Below are 19,060 nucleotides of genomic sequence, written 5' to 3'. Positions count from 1 at the left end.
CCGGGCGGTGCGGCGGATCGATGCTGGTCACCGAATGATCATACGGGCGGTGTCGTCTTCGCTGTCGCGTGCTCAGCCCAGCTTGTCGCGCACGGCGGAGGTGTCGACCACCTGCTCGGTGGCCAGTCGCGGGGTGCGCGGTGGGCCGGCGACCGCCGGGTCCGCGATCCCCAACCGCAGCACGAGGTACGGGTAGCCCATCCCGGCGAGGGTCTGACGCAGGGTCTGTCGGGTGGCCGGAACCTCCACCACGGCGCTGAGCGGCACCACCGACACGCCGAGCCGGGTGGCCGTCAGCCAGGCGGCGGACAGTGCCTCGCCGGCGCGCAGCCAGCTGTCCGGCTCGTCCTCGTCGCCGTACAGCAGCCCGTACGCCGCCGCACGGTCGTGGCCGGGGCCGACCGGCAGGCTTCCGGGGCGGCCGAAGTCGCGGGCCGGCACGGTGGTCTGCGGCTGCTGCTCGGGCAGCACGTCGGCCGGCAGCCCGGTGCCGGTGCCGGCTTGGCTGGTCCAGTACGCCAGCTCGGCGCGCAGCTCCTGGTCTTCGGCCTCGACCGTGTCGGCGCGCCCGGCCGTGGCCGCCAGCTCCAGCACCTGGTCCTGGTTGAGGATCTGTAGCCGGCAGCCCTCGGCGGTGACCGCCCGGGTGATCTCGTCGAGCGCGGCCGGAGGCACGGGTTCGTTGCCGACCGGTCGTCGGTCGGTGTGCCGCACCGACATGCACTGCACCATCCGCATGGCGTCCGGATCGGCTGTGGTGTGGCTCAGGTCGGTCAGCCGGGCCATCAGCTCGTGGTCGCCCGGGTCGGGCATCCGATGTACCACCGCGCGCCAACCCTCCGCCTCCAGCGCCACCCGGGCGTGGTGCAGGGCGGTACCGCAGCTGATCGCGAGCAGCCGGCCCTCCGGGTCGGTGGCCGTCAGCCGCCGGTCCGCCACCGTACGCAGCTCCAGGGCGTCGGGCAGCACCCGCCAACGCCACGGCTGCGTGTTGTGCACCGAGGGCGCGTGCCCGGCGGTCGCGGCGGCCTCCGCGAGTGCGGTGGTCAGCTGACGTTCCTGACTCATTCTCACGACCTTTCGTCTTCTGCCATCGTGCCTCACCATGCGGTACCCGCGTGGCTCGCCGCTCCATCCTGTGACATGCGGCGGCGTCCCGCACGGGCCGCAGGTCCCGACCCCGCCGGGTCGTCACGCCCGCACTCGGGGCGGGTCTTGCTGCCCGCCGGTCGCCCCGCGCGTCGTTCCCCTGCCTGATCGCCGGGGTGCCGGCGGGCCCGCGAAATGCGCGGTGCCCGGTCCGGGACGGTCGTGGCCTGCGACGATGCGAAGGTGAGCGCGGAGTCAACGGAGTGTGTGCCGGAACAGCCGGCCCGACGCCGCATCCGACGCTGGTGGACGTGGACGCCGCTGGTTGGGCTCACCGCCGCCGTGCTGGCGGGTGCGGTGCTGCGGATCGCCGGTCGGGCCGGCGCGGCCGACCTGGTCTGGGCGGCTGTCACGGTTGCCGCGCTGCTGCCCGCGGCCTGGTCGATGCTGAGGGCGCTGTGGCACCGGCGCTTCGGCGTGGACGTGATCGCCGTGCTGGCCCTGGCCGGCGCGCTCGGGGTCGGGGAGTACCTGGCCGGGGCGGTGATCGCGGTGATGGTGGCGACCGGACGGTCGTTGGAGGCGTACGCGCAGCGTCGAGCCACCCGCGACCTGCGGGCCCTGCTGGAGCGTGCACCGCGTACCGCGCGTCGGCGTGGGCCGGGCGGCGCTATCGAGGTGGTGCCGCTGGACCGGGTGGTGGTGGGGGACTTGTTGCTCGTCGGCCCGGGGGACGTGGTGCCTGTCGACGGGACCATCGACGAGGCGGCCACCCTGGACGAGTCGGTGGTGACCGGGGAGTCGCGGCTGGTCCAGCGGACGGCCGGTGCGGCGGTGGCAAGTGGTGTGGTCAACGCGGGCGCCGGGTTCGGCATGCGGGCTACGAAGAGCGCGGCGCAGAGCACCTACGCCGGGATCGTCCGGCTGGCCGAGGAGGCGACCGCCCACCAGGCGCCGATGGTCCGACTGGCCGACCGGTACGCCGTCGCGTTCGTGCCGTTCACGCTCGTGCTGGCCGGGTTGGCGTGGCTGCTCTCCGGCGATCTCGTCCGGGCGGTGTCGGTGCTTGTGGTGGCCACGCCCTGCCCGCTGCTGCTGGCCACCCCGATCGCGATCGTGTCCGGGCTGTCACGGGTGGCCCGGCGCGGGGTGCTGGTCCGCGACGGCGGCGCGCTCGAACTGCTCGGGCGGGCTCGCACCCTGCTCGTGGACAAGACCGGCACGCTGACGGCGGGGCGTCCGCGCGCCGCCGAGACGGTTGTCGCGCCGGGCGGCGACCGGGACGAGGTGCTGCGGCTGGCCGCCTCGGTCGAGCAGCTCTCCCCGCACGTGCTGGCCGCCGCGCTGGTCCGGCAGGCCGGCGAGCGGGGGCTGACGCTTACCGAGCCGACCGAGGTGACCGAGGAGCCGGGCGTGGGGGTCAGCGGCCGGGTCGACGGGCGGCTGATCCGAGTGGGCCAGTTCACCGGCGAGCTGCCCGACTGGGCGGACCGGACGCGCGCCCGTACCGAGCTGACCGGCTGGTCCACCGTGTGGGTGAGCGACGACGACGGCCCGCTCGGCGCGATCCTGCTGGAGGATCCGGTGCGCCCCGACGCCCGCCGGACCGTCCGGCGGCTGCGCGCGGCGGGTCTGCGGCGCATCGTGATGGTCACCGGCGACTGGCCGGCCACCGCCGCCCGGGTCGCCGAGGTGGTGGGTGTCGACGACGTGCTCGCCCGCTGCACGCCGCAGGAGAAGGTGGACCGGGTCCGGGCCGAGGCCGACCGGGCGGTCACCGTGATGGTCGGCGACGGGGTGAACGACGCGCCGGCGCTGGCCCAGGCGCACGTGGGTGTGGCGATGGGCGCGACCGGTGCGACCGCCTCGGCGGACGTGGCCGACGCGGTGCTCACCGTTGACCGGTTGGACCGGCTCGCCGACGCGGTGGAGATCGCCAGGTACGCCCGCCGGATCGCCGTGCAGAGCGCCACAGTCGGAATGGGGCTCGCGGTGCTGGCGATGGTCGCGGCGGCGTTCGGCCGGCTGCCCCCGGTCGCCGGCGCGTTCCTCCAGGAGGGCATCGACGTGCTTGTCATCCTCAACGCGCTGCGCGCCCTCGGCGGCGGGTTGCGGCACCGGGACGTCCCGCCGCGTACCCGGGAGCTGCTCGCCCGCTTCGCCGCAGAACACCAGGGGGTACGCGACGTGCTGGCCGGGCTGCGCGACACCGCCGACCTGGTCGCCACCGACCCGGCCTCGCCGGCGTGCCTGCCGGCGGTACGGGAGACGCACCGCCGGCTGACCGACCAGGTGCTGCCGCACGAGGCTGCCGAGCAACGGCAGCTCTATCCGGCGCTGGCCGACCCGCTGGGCAGCGAGTCGGCGACCGCGACGATGAGTCGGGCGCACGTCGAGATCCGCCGCCAGGTCGACCTCCTCGGGGCCCAGCTCACCCAGACCGCCGACGGCCGGCTGCGACCGGACCAGGTGCCCGACCTGCTGGCCACCCTCTACGGGTTGGACGCCCTGCTCCGACTGCACCTGGCCCAGGAAGAGGAGGAGTTCTTCACGCTCGACCCGTCCGACCAGCCGGAGCACCGCTGATCGGCGCGCCCGGCCCCGCTCAGCGTTCCCGGACCACCGCGACCGGGCACTGGGCGTGCTGGATCACCTGTTGGCTTACCGAGCCGAGCAGCATCCCCGCCAGCCCGCCCCGGCCCCGGCTGCCGACAACTACCACCCGCGCGTCGCGACTCGCCTCGATCAGCATCGCCGCCGGGCTGCCCGGAACCAGGTCGACTGTCACGTCGAGTTCGGGGAACGTCTGTCGCCACGGCTCCAGCGCCGCCTCCACCGCCGCCCGCTCGTCGGGCACTCCGGCTGCGCCGCCGGGACCCGGGGTCCAGGCGTGCAGCACCCGCAGTGGCACCCGCCGCTGGGCCGCCCGTTCGGCCGCGAAGCCGAGCGCCACGAGCGACGGCTCCGAGCCGTCCACGCCGACCGCCACCAGGCCGTCCGGCCCGCTGGCGGTCCCGTCGCGGACCACCACGACCGGGCAGTGCGCGTGCGCGGCGACCGACACCGCAGTCGACCCGGCCAGCAACCCACCGAAACCGCCGTGGCCCCGGCTGCCGAGCACGAGCATTCCGGCGTCGGCCGAGCGCTCCTGCAACACCAGAGCCGGCGGCCCGTCGTACACCTGGCCGGTGATTGTCAGCCCGGGGTGCTTGGCGGCGGCGTCCGCCGCGGCCTTGTGCACCAGGTCGTCGACCTGCCGTCGAGCGGTGTCGTCAGGCCAGACGCCGGGCGCCACGCCCGGGCCGACCCAACTGGCCACTGTCAGCCATTCGAAGACGTACGCCAGCCGCACCGGTTGGCCGCTGTGCTCGGCCTCCGCCAGTGCCCAGTCCAGGGCCACCGACGCGTCGGTGGAGCCGTCGTAGCCGACCAGGATCTCCGCGTCACGCACGTCGTCCTCCTCAGCGATTTGTCGGATCGGTTTCACGGACCCAACGCCATTCCGCCACCTGCGGGTCGTCCTCGCCGTGCTCGCGGGTGTAGTCGCGGGCCGACTGCCGGGCGTCGACCATCCGCTGGCGCAGGTGCGCCGCGCGGGCGGCCAGCCCCGGCACCCGGTCGATGACGTCGATGACCAGGTGGAACCGGTCCAGGTCGTTGAGCATCACCATGTCGAACGGGGTGGTGGTGGTGCCCTCCTCCTTGTAGCCGCGCACGTGCAGGTTGTCGTGGTTGGTACGCCGGTAGGTGAGCCGGTGGATCAGCCACGGGTAGCCGTGGTAGGCGAAGATGATCGGCCGGTCGGCGGTGAAGATGGTGTCGAACTCGTTGTCCGGCAGGCCGTGCGGGTGTTCGGTGTCCGGTTGCAGGCGCATCAGGTCGACCACGTTGACCAGCCGCACCTTCAGCTCCGGCAGGTGCTGGCGGAGCAACTCGGCGGCGGCAAGCGTCTCCAGCGTCGGCACGTCGCCGCAGCAGGCGAGCACGACGTCCGGCACGCTGCCGCTGTCGCTGCTGGCCCATTCCCAGATGCCCAGGCCGCGGCGGGTGTGCTGGATCGCCTCGTCCAGGGTGAGCCAGTTCGGTGCCTGCTGCTTGCCGGCCACCACCACGTTTATGTAGTGCCGGCTGCGCAGGCAGTGGTCCATGGTGGCGAGCAGGGTGTTCGCGTCCGGCGGCAGATACACCCGCACCACTTCGGCCTTCTTGTTGACCACGTGGTCGATGAAGCCCGGGTCCTGGTGGGAGAAGCCGTTGTGGTCCTGCCGCCACACGTGGCTGGAGAGCAGGTAGTTGAGCGAGGCGAGCGGCTGCCGCCAGGGGATCGCCCGGGTCACCTTCAACCACTTGGCGTGCTGGTTGAGCATCGAGTCGACGATGTGGATGAACGCCTCGTAGCTGGTGAACACCCCGTGCCTGCCGGTCAGCAGGTAACCCTCCAGCCAGCCCTGGCACAGGTGCTCGGAGAGCACCTCCATCACCCGGCCGTCGGGGGACAGGTGGTCGTCGCCGGGCAGCGTGCCGGCCATCCAGGCCCGGTCGGTGACCTCGAAGGCGGCGCCCAGCCGGTTGGAGGCGACCTCGTCCGGGCCGAACAGCCGGAACGTCTCCGGGTTGGCGGCGATGACGTCGCGGATCCACGGGCCGAGCACTCCGGTCGCGCCGGCCATCGGCGCGCCGGGCTCGTCGACCTCGACACCGTACGGTCGGAAGTCCGGCAGGGTCAGGTCGCGCAGCACCAGGCCGCCGTTGGTGACCGGGTTGGCGCTCATCCGCCGGTCGCCGCGCGGCGGCAGCGCCCGCAACTCGTCCACAGGCGCGCCGGTGGCGTCGAACAACTCCTCGGGCCGGTAGCTGCGGAGCCACCGCTCCAACTCGGCGAGGTGCGCCGGGTTGTCGCGAACCTGCGACAGCGGCACCTGGTGGGCGCGGTAGGTGCCCTCCACCTGGATGCCGTCGACCTCGCTCGGCCCGGTCCAGCCCTTCGGCGTCCGCAGAATGATCATCGGCCAGCGGGGGCGTTCGAATGCACCGCCGGAGCGCGCCTGGCGCTGGATCGCGGCGATCTCGTCCAGTGCCTGGTCCATTGTGGCGGCGAGCGTGCGGTGCACCACTGCCGGGTCGTCGCCGGCCACCACGTACGGCTGGTAGCCCGAGCCGCGCAGGAGGGCCAGCAGGTCCTCCTCGGGGATCCGGGACAGCACTGTCGGGTTGGCGATCTTGTAGCCGTTGAGGTGCAGGATCGGCAGGACCGCGCCGTCGCGCGCCGGGTTGAGGAACGCGCTGGACAGCCAACTGCCGGCAAGCGGCCCGGTCTCGGCCTCGCCGTCGCCGACCACGCAGGCCACCACGAGATCCGGGTTGTCGAACGCGGCGCCGTAGGCGTGACTCAGGGCGTACCCCAGCTCACCGCCCTCATGGATCGAACCCGGCACGTCCGCCGCGACATGGCTGGGGATGCCGCCGGGAAAGGAGAACTGCCGGAACAGCCGGGCCATCCCTGCCTCGTCGTACGCCACGTCGTGGTAACGCTCGGACCAGGTGCCCTCCAGCCACGTGTTGGCCACGATGGCGGGGCCGCCGTGCCCGGGGCCGGTGATCAGCATGGCGTTCAAATCACGCTCGACGATCACCCGGTTGAGGTGCGCGTAGATCAGGTTGAGCCCGGGGCTGGTGCCCCAGTGGCCGAGCAGCCGCGGCTTGATGTCCTCGGGGGTCAGCGGCTCCCGCAGCAGCGGGTTGCCCAGCAGATAGATCTGCCCGACGGTGAGGTAGTTCGCGGCGCGCCAGTAGGCGTCCAGTCGGCGCAGTTCGTCGTCGGCGAGGGGGCGGTGGGCGTCGAGAGCGGTGTCCATGATGCTGCCTCTCGCGGTAGGGGTGGGCGTCCGGCCTTCAGCCTCGCCGTTGTCGATGCCCCAGGGTCAGGGCCGATGGTCCCGGGCCGGGTGGGCGTCGGTCCCGGCGAGCGGTATTTCGGCCAGGCCGCGGACGATGACCACGGGGGCGGGGGAGTGGTAGAGCAGGGACTGGGCGACCGCGCCCAGCATGGCGCGGCCGGGTTCGTCGCCCCGGGCGGCGACAAGCGCCATCTGCGCCGATCGGGACATGTCGATCAGCACGCGTCCGGGGTCGCCGCGGACGACGCGACACTCGGTGGGCACTCTGGGGTGGTGGCCGGCATGGCGGTCCATGGCGTCGCTGAGCTCCTCGGCGACCGCGTCGGTGTCCTCGTCGCTCTCCACCACGCGCAGCGCCAGCAGGCGTGTGTTGCGCCGGGACGCGCACTCCAGCGCCCAGCGCAGGGCGAGGTGGGAGCTGGGCGAGCCGTCCACGCCGACCAGGACCGGCCCCTCCGGTGGGGGTTCGCGGCGGACCACCAGCAGTGGGCAGCCGGCCCGGGCGGCCAACTGCACGGCGGACGTCTCGGCCGGGATGTTCTGCCCGCTGCCGGCCATCCCGCTGTCACCGACCGCCAGCAGGAAGGCCGTCTCGGAGCGGCGGATGAGGGTGGGCAGCATGGCGCTCTCGACGATCTCGGCGCGGACGGTAAGGCCCGGCTCGACCTGGTGGGCGAGCTGGGCGGCCTGGGTGATCAGGCTTTCGGCCCGCTGCCGGGGAGTGGCGACGGTGTCCGCCGAGAAGGCCGCGTTCCAGTCGAAGGTGTGCAGCAGGTGCAGTGGCCGGCCGTGTCCGGCGGCCTCCTGTGCGGCCTGCTCGACGACCGGCAGGTCGCGGTCCGAGCCGAGGCCGACGAGCACCTCCGCGTCGGCGGATGCCGCCATCCGATATCACCTCCCGGGCGTCGCGCCCGGCACGACCACGCTGTCTTTCACCGAGGGTAGTCGGATGGTCGTGGTAGCGGGCCGGATCGCTGTCGTTGCCGAGCGCATCGTCAACCGGGGTTGACAGAGGTGGTGGTGTCAACGTACGTTGACGGCATGAGCCAGGCGACAGAACTCGCGGCAGCGGCAGGCAGCACCGACCCACGGGTCGGGCTCCGCGCCGTCCGCGCGCTGCGCCGGCTGCTCGAGCGGCTTGAGGTCGTCCAGGTGGACAACGCCCGTCGACAGGGCTGGTCCTGGCAGGAGATCGCCGACGCGCTCGAGGTCAGCCGGCAGGCGGTGCACAAGAAGCACGCCGGACGACCGGCGGTCAACTCATCCTGGGAGGCGTGATGTTCGAACGATTCACCGACCGGGCGCGGAGCGTGGTGCGGCGGGCAGTGGAGGAGGCGCGGGACGAGGGCCAACGGCCGGTCGGCACAGAGCACCTGCTGCTCGCCCTGCTCGCCGACGACGCCGGCCTCGCCAGCCGGGTGCTCGCCGACGCGGGCGTACGCGCCGACGACCTCCGCGATCGGATCCGGCGGCACACCGCCACAGGTGGCGCCGGCCTCGGCGACGCGGACGCCGCAGCCTTGCGGGAGATCGGCATCGACCTGGCCGCGATCGTCGCCCGCATCGAGCAGTCCTTCGGCCCGGACGCGCTGCGCGAGGCCGTGCCGGCGCCACGCCGACGCTGGGGGCGCAAGGTGCACCTCGGTGGGCCGTTCTCGCCCCGGTCCAAGAAGGCGCTGGAGCTGTCGCTGCGCGAGGCGCTGCGGCTGCGCCACCGACACATCGGCACCGAGCACATCCTGCTCGGGGTGCTCCGCGAGGGCAACGGGCTGGGCGCCCTGGTGCTCACCGAGTCCGGGGTGGACCTCGACGACCTGCGCCGACGGGTGGAGACCGCGCTGCGGGCAGCGGCCTGACCGGGGCGGCGTTTGAAACCTGTCTGTGGCACTTCCGACGCCGCCGCGTCTGCGGGTCGCTGACACCGCCCCGGTGCTGCACACTGACGCCGTGGATGCTGGACAGGACAGGCGCCCCGCAGGCGGCGACGGCGGGCTGCGCTCGGCCGTGGTGGTCAACCCGGTGAAGGTCGACGATCTCGACGAGCTGCGCCGCACCGTCAACGACGCCCTGGCGGCCGCCGGCTGGCCCGAGCCGCAGTGGTTCGAGACCACCGTCGACGACCCGGGTCGGGGGCAGACCGAGCAGGCCGTCAAGGCCGGCGTGGACCTCGTCTTCGCCTGCGGCGGCGACGGCACGGTGATGTCCTGCGTCAGCGCCCTTGTCGGCACCGACGTGGCCCTCGCCGTGCTGCCGCAGGGCACGGGCAACCTGCTCGCCGCCAACCTCGGCCTCTCCACCGACCTCGCGGCCGGGCTGGAGGTCGCCATCGAGCGGGGTCGGCGACTGCTCGACGTCGGCGCGGTCGAGGACCGCTACTTCACAGTGATGGCCGGCATGGGCTTCGACGCCCAGATGCTCGCCGCCACCAACGAGACCACAAAGGCCCGCATCGGCTGGCCCGCGTACGTGGTGGGCGCCGCCCGGCACCTGCGCGACCGGCCGATGCGGGTGCAGATCCGCATCGACGACCGTCCGCCGCTGCGCCGCCGGGCCCGCTCGGTCCTGATCGCCAACGTGGGCCGCCTCCAGGGCGGGGTACGCCTGCTCACCGAGGCCGAGCCCGACGACGGCTGGCTCGACGTCGCCGTGCTCACCCCGCGCAACCTGCGGCACTGGCTGGCGCTCGGCTGGGCGGTGATCCGCCGCAGCGGCGAGGTGCCGCGGATGGAGGTGTTCCGCGCCCGGCGGGTGGTGGTCACCAGCAACCGGGACCAGCCCCGGGAGCTGGACGGCGACCTCATCTCGCCCGGCCGGCAACTACGGGCCGACGTCCGGCCGCAGGCGCTGTGGCTCTGCGTCCCGCAGCCCGAGGACGCCCCCGACCTGGCCGTCGACGTCGAGGGCGCCGGGGAGCGGGGCGAGCAGCTGATCGAGGAAGCGCGCCGTGAGTAGCACCCGGATCGTGCCGGAGACCCGGCTGATGGCAGACGAGGAGCTGTCCGCCGACGACGCCTGGCACACACTGCGCCGCCAGGGCGGCTGGCACCTGCTGCGGGACGCCTTCATCCGGTTCCGCTACGGCGACGGGTTCAGCCACGCGCGGGCCTTCGCGTTGCAGCTCTGCCTCGCCGTGGTGCCGTTCCTGATCGCCCTCACCGGCCTGATCAGCGAGCTGGGCGTCGAGGAGGGCGGCCGGGTGGTGGCCGACACCGTGCTGGCCCTCACCCCCGGCCAGAGCGAGCAGATGGTCGCCGAGCTGCTCGGCGAGGGCGAGCGTGTCGAGGACGCCGGGGAGTTGGCCCTCACCCTCGGTCTGCTCACCGGGCTGGTCGCGCTGACCACCACGATGGCCCAGATCGAACGCGGCGCCAACCGCATCTACGGTGTGGAACGAGACCGCCCGGCGCTGCGCAAGTACGTCCGCGCCGCCGTGCTCGCCGTCACCGCCGGCCTGCCCGCGTTGGCCGGCTTCCTGATCCTGGTCGGCGGCGGCGCGATGGGCGATTCGGTGCGCACGCACTACGAGTGGGGCGCGGTCGCCAACGCCATCTGGGACGTGGTCCGCTTTCCGCTGAGCCTCGGGCTGACCGTGCTCGCCGTGGCCGTGCTGTTCCGGCACGCGCCGCGCCGTAACCAACCCGGCCTGTCCTGGCTGTTCTTCGGCGCCGGCATCGCCACGGTCCTGTGGTGGCTGGCCAGCCTGCTGCTCGCCGCGTACGTGCGGTTCAGTGACGACTTCGGGCAGACCTACGGCGCGTTGACGGGCATGATGGCGCTGCTGCTCTGGGCCAACCTGACCGGCATGGCGCTCTTCGGCGGGCTGTCCTTCGCCGCCCAACTGGAGGCGGTGCGCATCGGCGCGCAGGAACCCGCCCAACCCGACCTGTGGGAGCCCGAGGCGGACCGCGCCGAGCTGCTCGACACCGGCGACATGACCGCCCTCTAGCCCGCCCCGACCCCACCCCACGTGTACGCGTGGCGCGGATCGGGTAAAGCGCCTCGCCAGAGACGACAAGGGAGGTGCGGGGTGACCGCGGTCAAAGAGGTGGCGCGGCGTCCGATCGGTCATTTCGCCGAGCGGAGCATCGCTGGCCTGGTGGCGGTCACCGGCGCCGGGGTGGCCTTCGGGCTGCTGTTGTTGCTCGTGCGGGTGCGCTGGAGCCCGTTGCAGGACGCCGACCACGCCGTCGCCGAGTGGTTCAACTCGCTCGTGGCCCCGCACCACCCGCTTGTCACAGTGCTCCAGGCGGTGACCGACCTGGGCGGCCGGCCGATCCTCATCTGGTTCGTCACCATCGCCGTGGTCGGGCTGCTGATCCGGCGGCAGCCCCGGCTGGCCGTCTATCTGATCATCACCGGCGTCGGCGGCCTGATCCTCGACCCGTCGCTCAAGGCGCTTGTCGGCCGGCTCCGCCCGGTGGTGGACGTGCCGATCGCCAGTGCTCCCGGCAACAGTTTCCCGAGCGGGCACGCGCTCGGCTCGTTCGTCGCGTACGGGGCGCTGCTGTTGGTGTTCCTGCCGGCGATGGCGCCCCGCTGGCGTAAGCCGGCGATCGTCGGCGTCGGCGTGCTCGTGGCGCTGATCGGGCTCACCCGGATCGCGCTGGGCGTGCACTTCGTGTCCGACGTGCTCGCCGGCTGGCTGCTGGCCGCCGCCTGGCTCGGCGTGACCGCGTACGCCTTCCGGCTGTGGCGCCGCGAGCGTGGCCGGCCGGTGGCGCCGCTGACCGAAGGGCTGGAGCCGGAGGCCGGGCACGACATCGCACCCGCCCCGGCCGAGGAGCACGTGCTGGCCCACCCCCGCTCGGCGGTGGCCGAACTGCTTGTCGGCTGGGTGCTCGTGTTCGGCGCGCTGTACGCCTTCGGCACGTACGTCAGCTACCACGCCAAGGGCACCTTCTTCGACACCCTCGACACGGAGGTGCCGCGCTGGTTCGCCGACCACCACACCGAGATGCTCACCGAGGTGAGCTGGTGGTGGAGCAAGTTCGGTGACACCCACGCGATCCTGCTCATCTCGCTCGTGTTCTGTCCGCTGGTGCTGGCGGTGTGGCGGCGCTGGCGTCCCGTGCTGTTCGTGGCGCTGGCGATGATCGGCGAGCTGACCCTCTTCCTCGCCTCGGCCCGCGTTGTCGACAGGCCGCGCCCGGCCGTGGAGAACCTGGACGGGCCGATGCCCACCTCGTCGTTCCCGTCCGGGCACATCGCGGCCACGATCTGCGTGTGGCTGGCGATCACCGTCATCGTGTTTCCGCGTACCGACCGCTGGTGGCGTTGGATCTTCGTGGCGCTGGCCGTGATCATGCCGGTCGGGGTGGCCACCTCCCGGATGTACCGGGGCATGCACCACCCCACCGACTTCATGGGCGCGATAGTGCTCTCCGCGCTCTGGATCGGGCTGCTCTATCTCGTCATCCGCCCGAACGCCGACCTGAAGGAAGGCAACACGCCCGCCATCGAGTCGGAGGACGTCGACACCCTCGACGACGAGCTGGCCCGAGCCGGCCGGCCCGACTGAGCGTCGCCGTGCTGCGGGTGCTGACCTGGAACATCCGCACCGGCGGTCGGGACGGTGGCGACCCCGGCCGGCTGGATCGGGTGATCGAGGTCGTCGAGGAGCAGGCGCCGGATGTGCTGGCGCTTCAGGAGCTGCGTGGCTTCGACCGGGGCGGGCTCATGGCCGAGGTGGCCGGCCGACTGGGCATGACACCCCACCTGGCCCGCTCCTGCTTTGGCCAGCCCGTGGCGGTGCTGGTCCGGCCACCGCTGCACGTCCTCGACGCGGGCACGCTGCGCCGGCCGTTCCACCACGCCGCCGCCCGCGTCGTGGTGTCGACAGCGGCAGGCCCGCTGACAGTGCTCGGCACCCACCTCTACCCGTACTCCGGGGGACGCCGACGGATGGAGGTCGACTGGCTGGTGGCGGCGGCACGCCGTGCACCGGGGCCTCTGGCGCTGCTCGCCGGTGACCTAAACTCGCTCGACCCGGGCGTCGACCACACCGCCCGCCTGGCCGGGATGCCCGACCTCTACCGGCGGCGGCACCTGCGGCGGCGCGGCGGCGCCGTCGACACCCGCGCGATCGGCCGATTGCTGGACGCCGGGCTTGTCGACCTCTGGCCCGCGGCCGCCAACGGCGCACCGGAGGCCGACGGTCTCACCGTGCCCACCCGGTTCGGCGGGGACGAGTTCGCCGGGATGCGACTGGACTACCTGTTCGGCACCCCGGCGCTGGCCGGGCGGATCCGGGGCTGCCGGGTGATCCGGGGCGGGGCGGCCGACACCGCCTCCGACCACTATCCGCTGCTTGCCGAGCTGGCCCTGGACCCGGCGCCCCACTGATCGGCGACACGACCCGGATTCGGACCGTGGCGCGGCCCGGTTACCGTGCCCACCGTGAACGACCGCCGCATTGATCCGTCGCCCGACCACGGGGGACCGTACACAGTGGGTGGTCCGGCAGCCCGCCCGCCGGCTCCCGTCGAGGTGGAGCCGACAGTCGTCGCGCTCTCGTGGGTAGTGGCCGTCGCGCGGGGTGTGGCGCTGGTCGTGGTTCTTCCGGTACGCCTGCTCTGGGAGCTGATCGCGACCTCCGGCCGGCTGCTGCAACGCCACGTTCTCGACCCGACCGGTCGGTTCCTGCGCCGCTGGCTGCTGGCGCCGCTGGCCTGGGCGCTGCGTACCCTGCTCTGGCTTCCGTTGGTCTGGGCGGCGCGCACCCTGCTCTGGCTTCCGTTGGTCTGGCTGGGACGGGGTTTCGCGTGGGGTGCCCGCGTGCTGGTCTGGGTGCCGCTTGTCGCGCTTGGCGGCCTGCTGGCGGCGCTGGCGTTGGCGGCGGCACGGGCGGCGCGCTGGCTGGTGTGGGATCCGCTTGTCTGGCTGGGGCGTGTGGTGTTCCGCCCGCCGCTTGTCTGGCTGGGGCGCGCGGTGCACTGGCTCGTCGATCGGGGCGTGGTCCGGCCGCTGCGGTGGCTGGGCGCAGTGCTCACGCCCCTCGGCAGGCACGTGTGGCAGGGGCTCGTCCTGATCGCCGGTGCGCTGGTTGCCGCGTTGGCGTGGCTGGGCCGGTGGTGTTGGTGGGCGGTCCGGGGCGTCGGTCTGCTTGTCGTCGCCGCCGTGCTCGGTGCGTGGCGGACGGCCGGGTGGCTGCTGGGGCTCGTCTACCGGCTGCTGCTGCGCCCGGTCGGCCGAGGGCTGCGCTGGGTGTGGCGACACACAGTCCAGCCGCTGCTGCGGGGCGTGCGGTGGATCTGGTCGGTGACTGTCGCGCCGGTGGCGCGCTGGATCCGTCGGTCGATCCTCGACCCGGCCCGGCTGGTCACCCGTGAGGTGTTCAGCGCCCTGGGCCTGCGCCGCTGACCACCTGCCGGGACGGTGCCGCTCAGAGCACCACGTTGAGCAGCACGGTGAGCACCACCGAGGCGAGGATCGAGAAGAGGATCATCAGCAGGCAGCCGAGGCCGCCGCCGAGCGGACGGATCTCCGTGTTGCCGAAGCGCATCGGTTCACCTTTTCGTCAGAGTGGGGGTTGCGTCGTCAGAGCGGGGGCGAGCAGGTGGCGGATCGCGTCGGCGACCGCAGTCGGGGCGGTGGTGGCCACGTTGTGGGCGGCGCCGGGGACGACCACCAGGTCGGCGCCGGCCAGCCGGGCCGCCTGAGCCCGCCACCCCGCCGGTACCACCGGATCCCGGGCACCGGCGACGACGAGGGTCGGCGCGGTGACCCGGACCAGGTCGGCCTCGACGGCGTTGCGGGTCGAGTGCGACAGCGACGCGAAGACCCGCCAGGGCCGGGCGTTCCACACGTCGCGTACCAGGAGTGGCGCCTGTAGTGGCGCCTCGCGCGGGGTGTCAACCAACCACCTCCCGAACAGCGCCCGGCGGGACCGTGCCGCAGGGTCACTTGTCGGCGCGGCGAGCACCAGCGCGCGTACGGACCCGGGGTGGCTCGCGGCGAGCGCGGCGGCCACCTCAGCGCCGAAGGAGTGCCCGAGCAGGCAGACCGCCGGCAGCCGGTACGTGGCCAACCAGGAGGCCAGGTGCTCGGCGTGCCGGCGTACGTCGTAGGCGTGCCGGGGGCGTTCGCTGAGCCCGAATCCGGGCAGGTCCGGCACGTACACCGGATGGGTGGCGGCGAGCGTGACGGCCAGCGGGGTGAGGTAGCGGTGCGAGACCGCCAGCCCGTGCACCAGCACCACTGGCGGCGCGCCGGTGCCCGGGTCGCCGCCGCGCCTTGTGTGCGTGCGTAACCCGTCGACGAGCCGCCATTCGCTTGTCAGCCCGGCGGCGGGCCGGGGCGCGGCGAGCGCCAGCCGGAGTTCCGCCCGACCGAACCGACAGGTGGGGGTCGTCCTCACAGCGCCCGCAGGCGGGGCAGCAACTGTTCCTGCGCCCAGTCCAGGAACATCGGCTGGGTCTCGCCGCCGACCTGGATGATCGCCACGTGGGTGAAGCCCGCGTCGACGAACTTGCGGAACGCCTCGACGTGCGCGTCGACGTCCGGGCCGCAGGGGACGCCCTCGGCGACGTCCTCCTCCCTGACGAACTGGGTGGCGGCGGCGAAGGACTCCGGCCCCGGCAGGTCGGCGTTGACCTTCCAACCCAGCCCGAACCAGCGGAACTGGTCGTGCACGATCTTGCGGCACTCCGCCTCGTCCGGGCCGTAGCAGATGGCCACCTGTCCGTAGCGGGGCTGGCCCGCGCCACCGGCGTCGTCGTACATCTCGATGAGGTGCCGGTCGGGTTCGGTGGAGACCAGGCCGTTGCCGTACTCGGCGGCCAGGGTGGCGGACTGCCGGCCGGAGGCGGCGATGGCCATCGGCACGGGCCGCTCCGGGCGATCCCAGACGTAGGCGTCGGGTACGTCGAAGTGGTTGCCGGAGAAGGTGAGCGTCTCGCCGTTGAGCAGCGGCCGGATGATCTGCAACGCCTCCTCGAACATCTCGTGCCGCTGCTGCACGTGCGGCCAGCCGCCCACGACATGCTCGTTGAGGTTCTCCCCGGCACCCAGACCAAGTGTGAACCGGCCGTCCGAGAGCGCCCCGATGGTGCTTGCCTTCTGCGCGACCACGGCCGGGTGGTAGCGGCGGATCGGGCAGGTCACGAACGACATCAACTCCGCTCGGGAGGTGGCGTGGGCGACCGCGCCGAGCACCGACCAGGCGTACGGGGAGTGGCCCTGGGCGTCCAGCCAGGGGTAGTAGTGGTCGGAGATCACCAGTTGGTCGAAGCCGGCGGCCTCGGCCCGCACCGCATGATCGACCAGTTGCTTCGGACCGGCCTGCTCGCACATCAGGGTGTAGCCGACGCTGACCATCCTGGTATCCCCTTTCCACCGCCTGGATCGTCCGGGGATACCCAGGGCGGCAAGGCTCAACCCTCCCGTCCGGTTCGCGCGGATAACGCTTGACGGATGGTGGAGACCTGCCTAGCGTCCTCTTAACCGGTTAAGACATCCGGCGTGGCGCACATCCTGTGGTGGGGATGACCGCCCCGTGACGGCCCGCGCCCGCGTGGGCCGTCACGGCTGTCCGGCCTCCTGGCCAGCCCACTGAACCGGTTGCGGGCATCGATACATCGCCCTACGCTGATGCGAGCGTCGACGCGAGCCGGGCGGCGGCTGCCGGGCTGCAGCTGCCATCCCCCTGTCACGTCCCACCCCTGCTGGGCACCGGGGGTCCTCCCTGAGGAAGGCCATGAAAACTCGATTCTCCGCCGCCGGTGCGGCAGTGCTCGCGCTGCTCGTCGCCGTGTTGGCGTTCGGCCAGCCGGCGCACGCCGCGACCGGGTTCTCCGTCGCGGGCGGCAAGCTGTACGACGCCAACGGCACCGAATTCGTCATGCGCGGGGTCAACCACGCGCACACCTGGTATCCACAGCAGACCCGGGCGTTCGCCGACGTCAAGGCGCTCGGCGCGAACACCGTGCGGGTGGTGCTCTCCAGCGGTGACCGGTGGACCCGCAACACAAACGCCGACGTCGCCAACGTCATCTCGCTGTGCAAGGCCAACCGCCTGATCTGTGTGCTGGAGGTGCACGACACCACCGGGTACGGCGAGCAGAGCGGCGCGATCACCCTCGACCGCGCTGTCGACTACTGGCTCAGCATCGCCGACGTCCTCGCCGGCCAGGAGAAGTACGTCATCGTCAACATCGGCAACGAGCCGTACGGCAACCAGAACTACGCGTCCTGGGCCACCGACAACGCCAACGCGATCAAGCGGTTGCGCACCGGCGGGCTGACCCACACGATCATGGTGGACGCACCGAACTGGGGGCAGGACTGGTCGTTCACCATGCGCGACAACGCCGCGTCGGTCTTCGCCGCCGACCCGGCCCGCAACACGGTCTTCTCCATCCACATGTACGGCGTCTTCGACACCGCCGCGGAGATCACCGACTACCTGGGCCGGTTCCGTGCTGCCGGGCTGCCCATCGTGGTCGGCGAGTTCGGCTTCAACCACTCCGACGGCGACCCCGACGAGGACACGATCCTCGCGTACAGCCAGGCCAACAGGATCGGTTGGCTGGGCTGGTCGTGGAGCGGCAACGGCGGCGGCGTGGAATATCTCGACATGGCCACCTCCTTCAACCCGGCCAGCCTGACCAGTTGGGGCCAGCGGATCTTCAACGGCGCCAACGGCATCCGGCAGACCTCCCGGCAGGCAAGCATCTACGACAGCACGCCTCCGCCGACGACTCCGCCGCCCACCACGCCACCGCCCACGACTCCGCCGCCGACCACTCCGCCGCCCACGACGCCCCCGCCCGCCGGTGGCTGCACGGCGACGTACACGGTGACCAACCAGTGGCAGGGCGGCTTCCAGGGTGAGGTACGCGTGACCGCCGGCGCTACGGCGATCACCGGCTGGACCACCCGGTGGACGTTCGCCAACGGGCAGAGCGTCACCCAGTCCTGGAACACGACGCTGACCAGCAGCGGAGCCGCGGTGACCGCGCGCAACGTGGACTACAACGGCCGGCTCGCCGCCGGTGCCAGCACCAGCTTCGGCTTCATCGGCGGCTGGACCGGCACCAACGGCACGCCGCAGGTGACCTGCACCGCGAGCTGACCGACGGCGGTGGTCGGGTCTCGCGACGGACCCGGCCACCGAGCCGGCTCGCGGTCAGTGCTCGCCGGCCAGGTTCACGATGACCACCCCCGCGATGATCAGCCCGATGCCGGCGAGCTTGGCCAGCCCGACCGGCTCGTCAAGGAACACCGCCCCGATCGCCACGATGGTGGCGGTGCCCAGACCCGACCAGAGGGCGTACGCGACGCCGACCGGGATCTGTTTGACCGCCTGCGCCAGCAGGAGAAACGCCAGCAGGTAGCCACCGACGCAGGCCACTGTGGGCCAGAGCCGGCTGAACCCGGCGGTGGACTTGAGCAGGCTGGTCGCCATCACCTCGGCGGCAATGGCGATCCCCAGCAGCACGTACGCCATGCGGCCCTCAGTCCTGATACTCGGCGGAAAGTCCTCGATGGTCAGGCTAGCGTCGTAGCCGTCCCGGATCCGTCGTCCCGGATCCGTCGTCCCGGATCCGTCGTCCCGGATCCGTCGTCCCGGATCCGTCGTCCCGGATCCGTCGTCCCGTGCCGCCCCGCCCCGCGCCGCTCGCGATGGGCCGGGCCGCGATATCCGCCCACGTGCGGTGTGGCTCGGGCGCCGGTGTGCCGCCCGCGCTCACCGGGGCATATGCCATGCGGCCCCTTTGGAGCTGATGTCGTAAACGATTCAGATCCGCGCTGGGCACCTTGACGACGCACAGTTACGCAAGGAGTTCGGCGACAAGCTGTTCCATCTCGGCGGCCTGGACGTGCGACCCTACTGCCCGTTGATCCGAAGACCCGCTCGTAGACCCGCTCGTAGACCCGCTCGTAGGCCGGCTCGTGGGTCGGGGTGTAGGTCGGCTCGTGGGATCGGCTCGTGGGGCCGGGTCGGGGTCGGCTCGTCGGGCCGGGTCGGGGTCGGCTCGTGGGGCCAGGTCGGGGTCGGCTCGTGGGATCGGCTCGTGGGATCTGTTCGTGGGTCTGTTCGTGGGTCCGCTGGCGGGCTCGTTCGGGGGATCGGG

General features: G+C 72.6%; 16 protein-coding genes. 9 read left to right on the top strand and 7 right to left on the bottom strand.

Going from position 1 to position 19,060, the window contains the following annotated elements; translation table 11 throughout:
- Window positions 1-72 precede the first annotated feature (72 nt).
- Window positions 73-1,068 (bottom strand): Acg family FMN-binding oxidoreductase, encoded by a 996-nt coding sequence (locus tag ACFY2Q_RS24745; RefSeq protein ID WP_387133950.1) that lies wholly within the window; start codon window positions 1,066-1,068, stop codon window positions 73-75.
- 264 nt (window positions 1,069-1,332) lie between these two features.
- Between ACFY2Q_RS24745 and ACFY2Q_RS24740 the strand changes: the two genes are divergently transcribed.
- Entirely contained in the window at window positions 1,333-3,675 is a 2,343-nt protein-coding gene (locus ACFY2Q_RS24740) for a heavy metal translocating P-type ATPase (RefSeq protein ID WP_387133949.1), read from the top strand.
- A 19-nt stretch (window positions 3,676-3,694) separates the two neighbouring features.
- On the opposite strand, the gene ACFY2Q_RS24735 is transcribed toward ACFY2Q_RS24740, so the two are convergent.
- From ACFY2Q_RS24735 to ACFY2Q_RS24725, 3 genes are all read right to left on the bottom strand, one after another.
- Window positions 3,695-4,540 carry a universal stress protein gene (locus ACFY2Q_RS24735; protein WP_387133948.1) on the bottom strand — a complete coding sequence of 282 codons (846 nt, stop codon included), beginning with the start codon at window positions 4,538-4,540 and terminating at the stop codon, window positions 3,695-3,697.
- A gap of 10 nt (window positions 4,541-4,550) precedes the next feature.
- Entirely contained in the window at window positions 4,551-6,944 is a 2,394-nt protein-coding gene (locus tag ACFY2Q_RS24730; RefSeq protein WP_387133947.1) for a phosphoketolase, read from the bottom strand.
- Between the two features lie 66 nt (window positions 6,945-7,010).
- Complete coding sequence (locus ACFY2Q_RS24725; protein ID WP_387133945.1) at window positions 7,011-7,871, bottom strand: universal stress protein; 861 nt, start codon at window positions 7,869-7,871, stop codon at window positions 7,011-7,013.
- 156 nt (window positions 7,872-8,027) lie between these two features.
- On the opposite strand from ACFY2Q_RS24725, the gene ACFY2Q_RS24720 reads away from it, so the two are divergent.
- The 7 genes from ACFY2Q_RS24720 to ACFY2Q_RS24690 all read left to right on the top strand — a co-directional run bounded on the left by ACFY2Q_RS24720 (window position 8,028) and on the right by ACFY2Q_RS24690 (window position 14,345).
- Window positions 8,028-8,264, top strand: a complete 237-nt coding sequence (locus ACFY2Q_RS24720; protein WP_007457155.1) for an HTH domain-containing protein — start codon at window positions 8,028-8,030, stop codon at window positions 8,262-8,264.
- Complete coding sequence (locus ACFY2Q_RS24715; RefSeq protein WP_387134076.1) at window positions 8,264-8,842, top strand: Clp protease N-terminal domain-containing protein; 579 nt, start codon at window positions 8,264-8,266, stop codon at window positions 8,840-8,842. Before ACFY2Q_RS24720 ends, ACFY2Q_RS24715 begins: the two co-directional genes overlap by 1 nt.
- Window positions 8,843-8,933: 91 nt before the next feature.
- Complete coding sequence (locus ACFY2Q_RS24710; RefSeq protein ID WP_387133944.1) at window positions 8,934-9,938, top strand: diacylglycerol/lipid kinase family protein; 1,005 nt, start codon at window positions 8,934-8,936, stop codon at window positions 9,936-9,938.
- Window positions 9,931-10,932, top strand: a complete 1,002-nt coding sequence (locus tag ACFY2Q_RS24705) for a YihY/virulence factor BrkB family protein (RefSeq protein WP_387133942.1) — start codon at window positions 9,931-9,933, stop codon at window positions 10,930-10,932. Before ACFY2Q_RS24710 ends, ACFY2Q_RS24705 begins: the two co-directional genes overlap by 8 nt.
- A gap of 81 nt (window positions 10,933-11,013) precedes the next feature.
- Window positions 11,014-12,504, top strand: coding sequence for a phosphatase PAP2 family protein (locus ACFY2Q_RS24700; RefSeq protein WP_387133940.1), 1,491 nt, complete (start codon window positions 11,014-11,016; stop codon window positions 12,502-12,504).
- 8 nt (window positions 12,505-12,512) lie between these two features.
- Window positions 12,513-13,328, top strand: a complete 816-nt coding sequence (locus tag ACFY2Q_RS24695) for an endonuclease/exonuclease/phosphatase family protein (protein WP_387133938.1) — start codon at window positions 12,513-12,515, stop codon at window positions 13,326-13,328.
- A 54-nt stretch (window positions 13,329-13,382) separates the two neighbouring features.
- On the top strand, window positions 13,383-14,345 hold the full coding sequence (locus tag ACFY2Q_RS24690; RefSeq protein WP_387133937.1) for a hypothetical protein: 963 nt from the start codon (window positions 13,383-13,385) through the stop codon (window positions 14,343-14,345).
- A gap of 157 nt (window positions 14,346-14,502) precedes the next feature.
- Here the strand turns inward: ACFY2Q_RS24690 and ACFY2Q_RS24685 are convergent, their stop codons facing one another.
- Window positions 14,503-15,342 (bottom strand): alpha/beta fold hydrolase, encoded by an 840-nt coding sequence (locus tag ACFY2Q_RS24685; RefSeq protein WP_387133935.1) that lies wholly within the window; start codon window positions 15,340-15,342, stop codon window positions 14,503-14,505.
- Window positions 15,339-16,301 carry a TIGR03557 family F420-dependent LLM class oxidoreductase gene (locus ACFY2Q_RS24680; RefSeq protein WP_387133934.1) on the bottom strand — a complete coding sequence of 321 codons (963 nt, stop codon included), beginning with the start codon at window positions 16,299-16,301 and terminating at the stop codon, window positions 15,339-15,341. Before ACFY2Q_RS24680 ends, ACFY2Q_RS24685 begins: the two co-directional genes overlap by 4 nt.
- A 379-nt stretch (window positions 16,302-16,680) precedes the next feature.
- Between ACFY2Q_RS24680 and ACFY2Q_RS24675 the strand changes: the two genes are divergently transcribed.
- Complete coding sequence (locus ACFY2Q_RS24675; protein WP_387133933.1) at window positions 16,681-18,057, top strand: cellulase family glycosylhydrolase; 1,377 nt, start codon at window positions 16,681-16,683, stop codon at window positions 18,055-18,057.
- Window positions 18,058-18,111: 54 nt separating this feature from the next.
- Here the strand turns inward: ACFY2Q_RS24675 and ACFY2Q_RS24670 are convergent, their stop codons facing one another.
- Window positions 18,112-18,432, bottom strand: coding sequence for a DMT family transporter (locus tag ACFY2Q_RS24670; protein WP_387133931.1), 321 nt, complete (start codon window positions 18,430-18,432; stop codon window positions 18,112-18,114).
- Window positions 18,433-19,060: the final 628 nt, after the last annotated feature.

Origin of the sequence: Micromonospora sp. NPDC000316 (assembly GCF_042898885.1) — a bacterium.
Classification (GTDB): Bacteria; Actinomycetota; Actinomycetes; order Mycobacteriales; family Micromonosporaceae; genus Micromonospora.
The sequence above is the reverse complement of the archived record's forward strand: the minus strand, read 5'-3'. Positions and strand labels throughout refer to the sequence as shown.

Bases quoted from the DNA above. Each gene is read 5' to 3' on its own strand.
- ACFY2Q_RS24745 (WP_387133950.1), bottom strand. From the start codon at position 1,068: ATGAGTCAGGAACGTCAGCTGACCACCGCACTCGCGGAGGCCGCCGCG.
- ACFY2Q_RS24730 (WP_387133947.1), bottom strand. From the start codon at position 6,944: ATGGACACCGCTCTCGACGCCCACCGCCCCCTCGCCGACGACGAACTG.
- ACFY2Q_RS24725 (WP_387133945.1), bottom strand. From the start codon at position 7,871: ATGGCGGCATCCGCCGACGCGGAGGTGCTCGTCGGCCTCGGCTCGGAC.
- ACFY2Q_RS24720 (WP_007457155.1), top strand. From the start codon at position 8,028: ATGAGCCAGGCGACAGAACTCGCGGCAGCGGCAGGCAGCACCGACCCA.
- ACFY2Q_RS24715 (WP_387134076.1), top strand. From the start codon at position 8,264: ATGTTCGAACGATTCACCGACCGGGCGCGGAGCGTGGTGCGGCGGGCA.
- ACFY2Q_RS24680 (WP_387133934.1), bottom strand. From the start codon at position 16,301: ATGGTCAGCGTCGGCTACACCCTGATGTGCGAGCAGGCCGGTCCGAAG.
- ACFY2Q_RS24675 (WP_387133933.1), top strand. From the start codon at position 16,681: ATGAAAACTCGATTCTCCGCCGCCGGTGCGGCAGTGCTCGCGCTGCTC.
- ACFY2Q_RS24670 (WP_387133931.1), bottom strand. From the start codon at position 18,432: ATGGCGTACGTGCTGCTGGGGATCGCCATTGCCGCCGAGGTGATGGCG.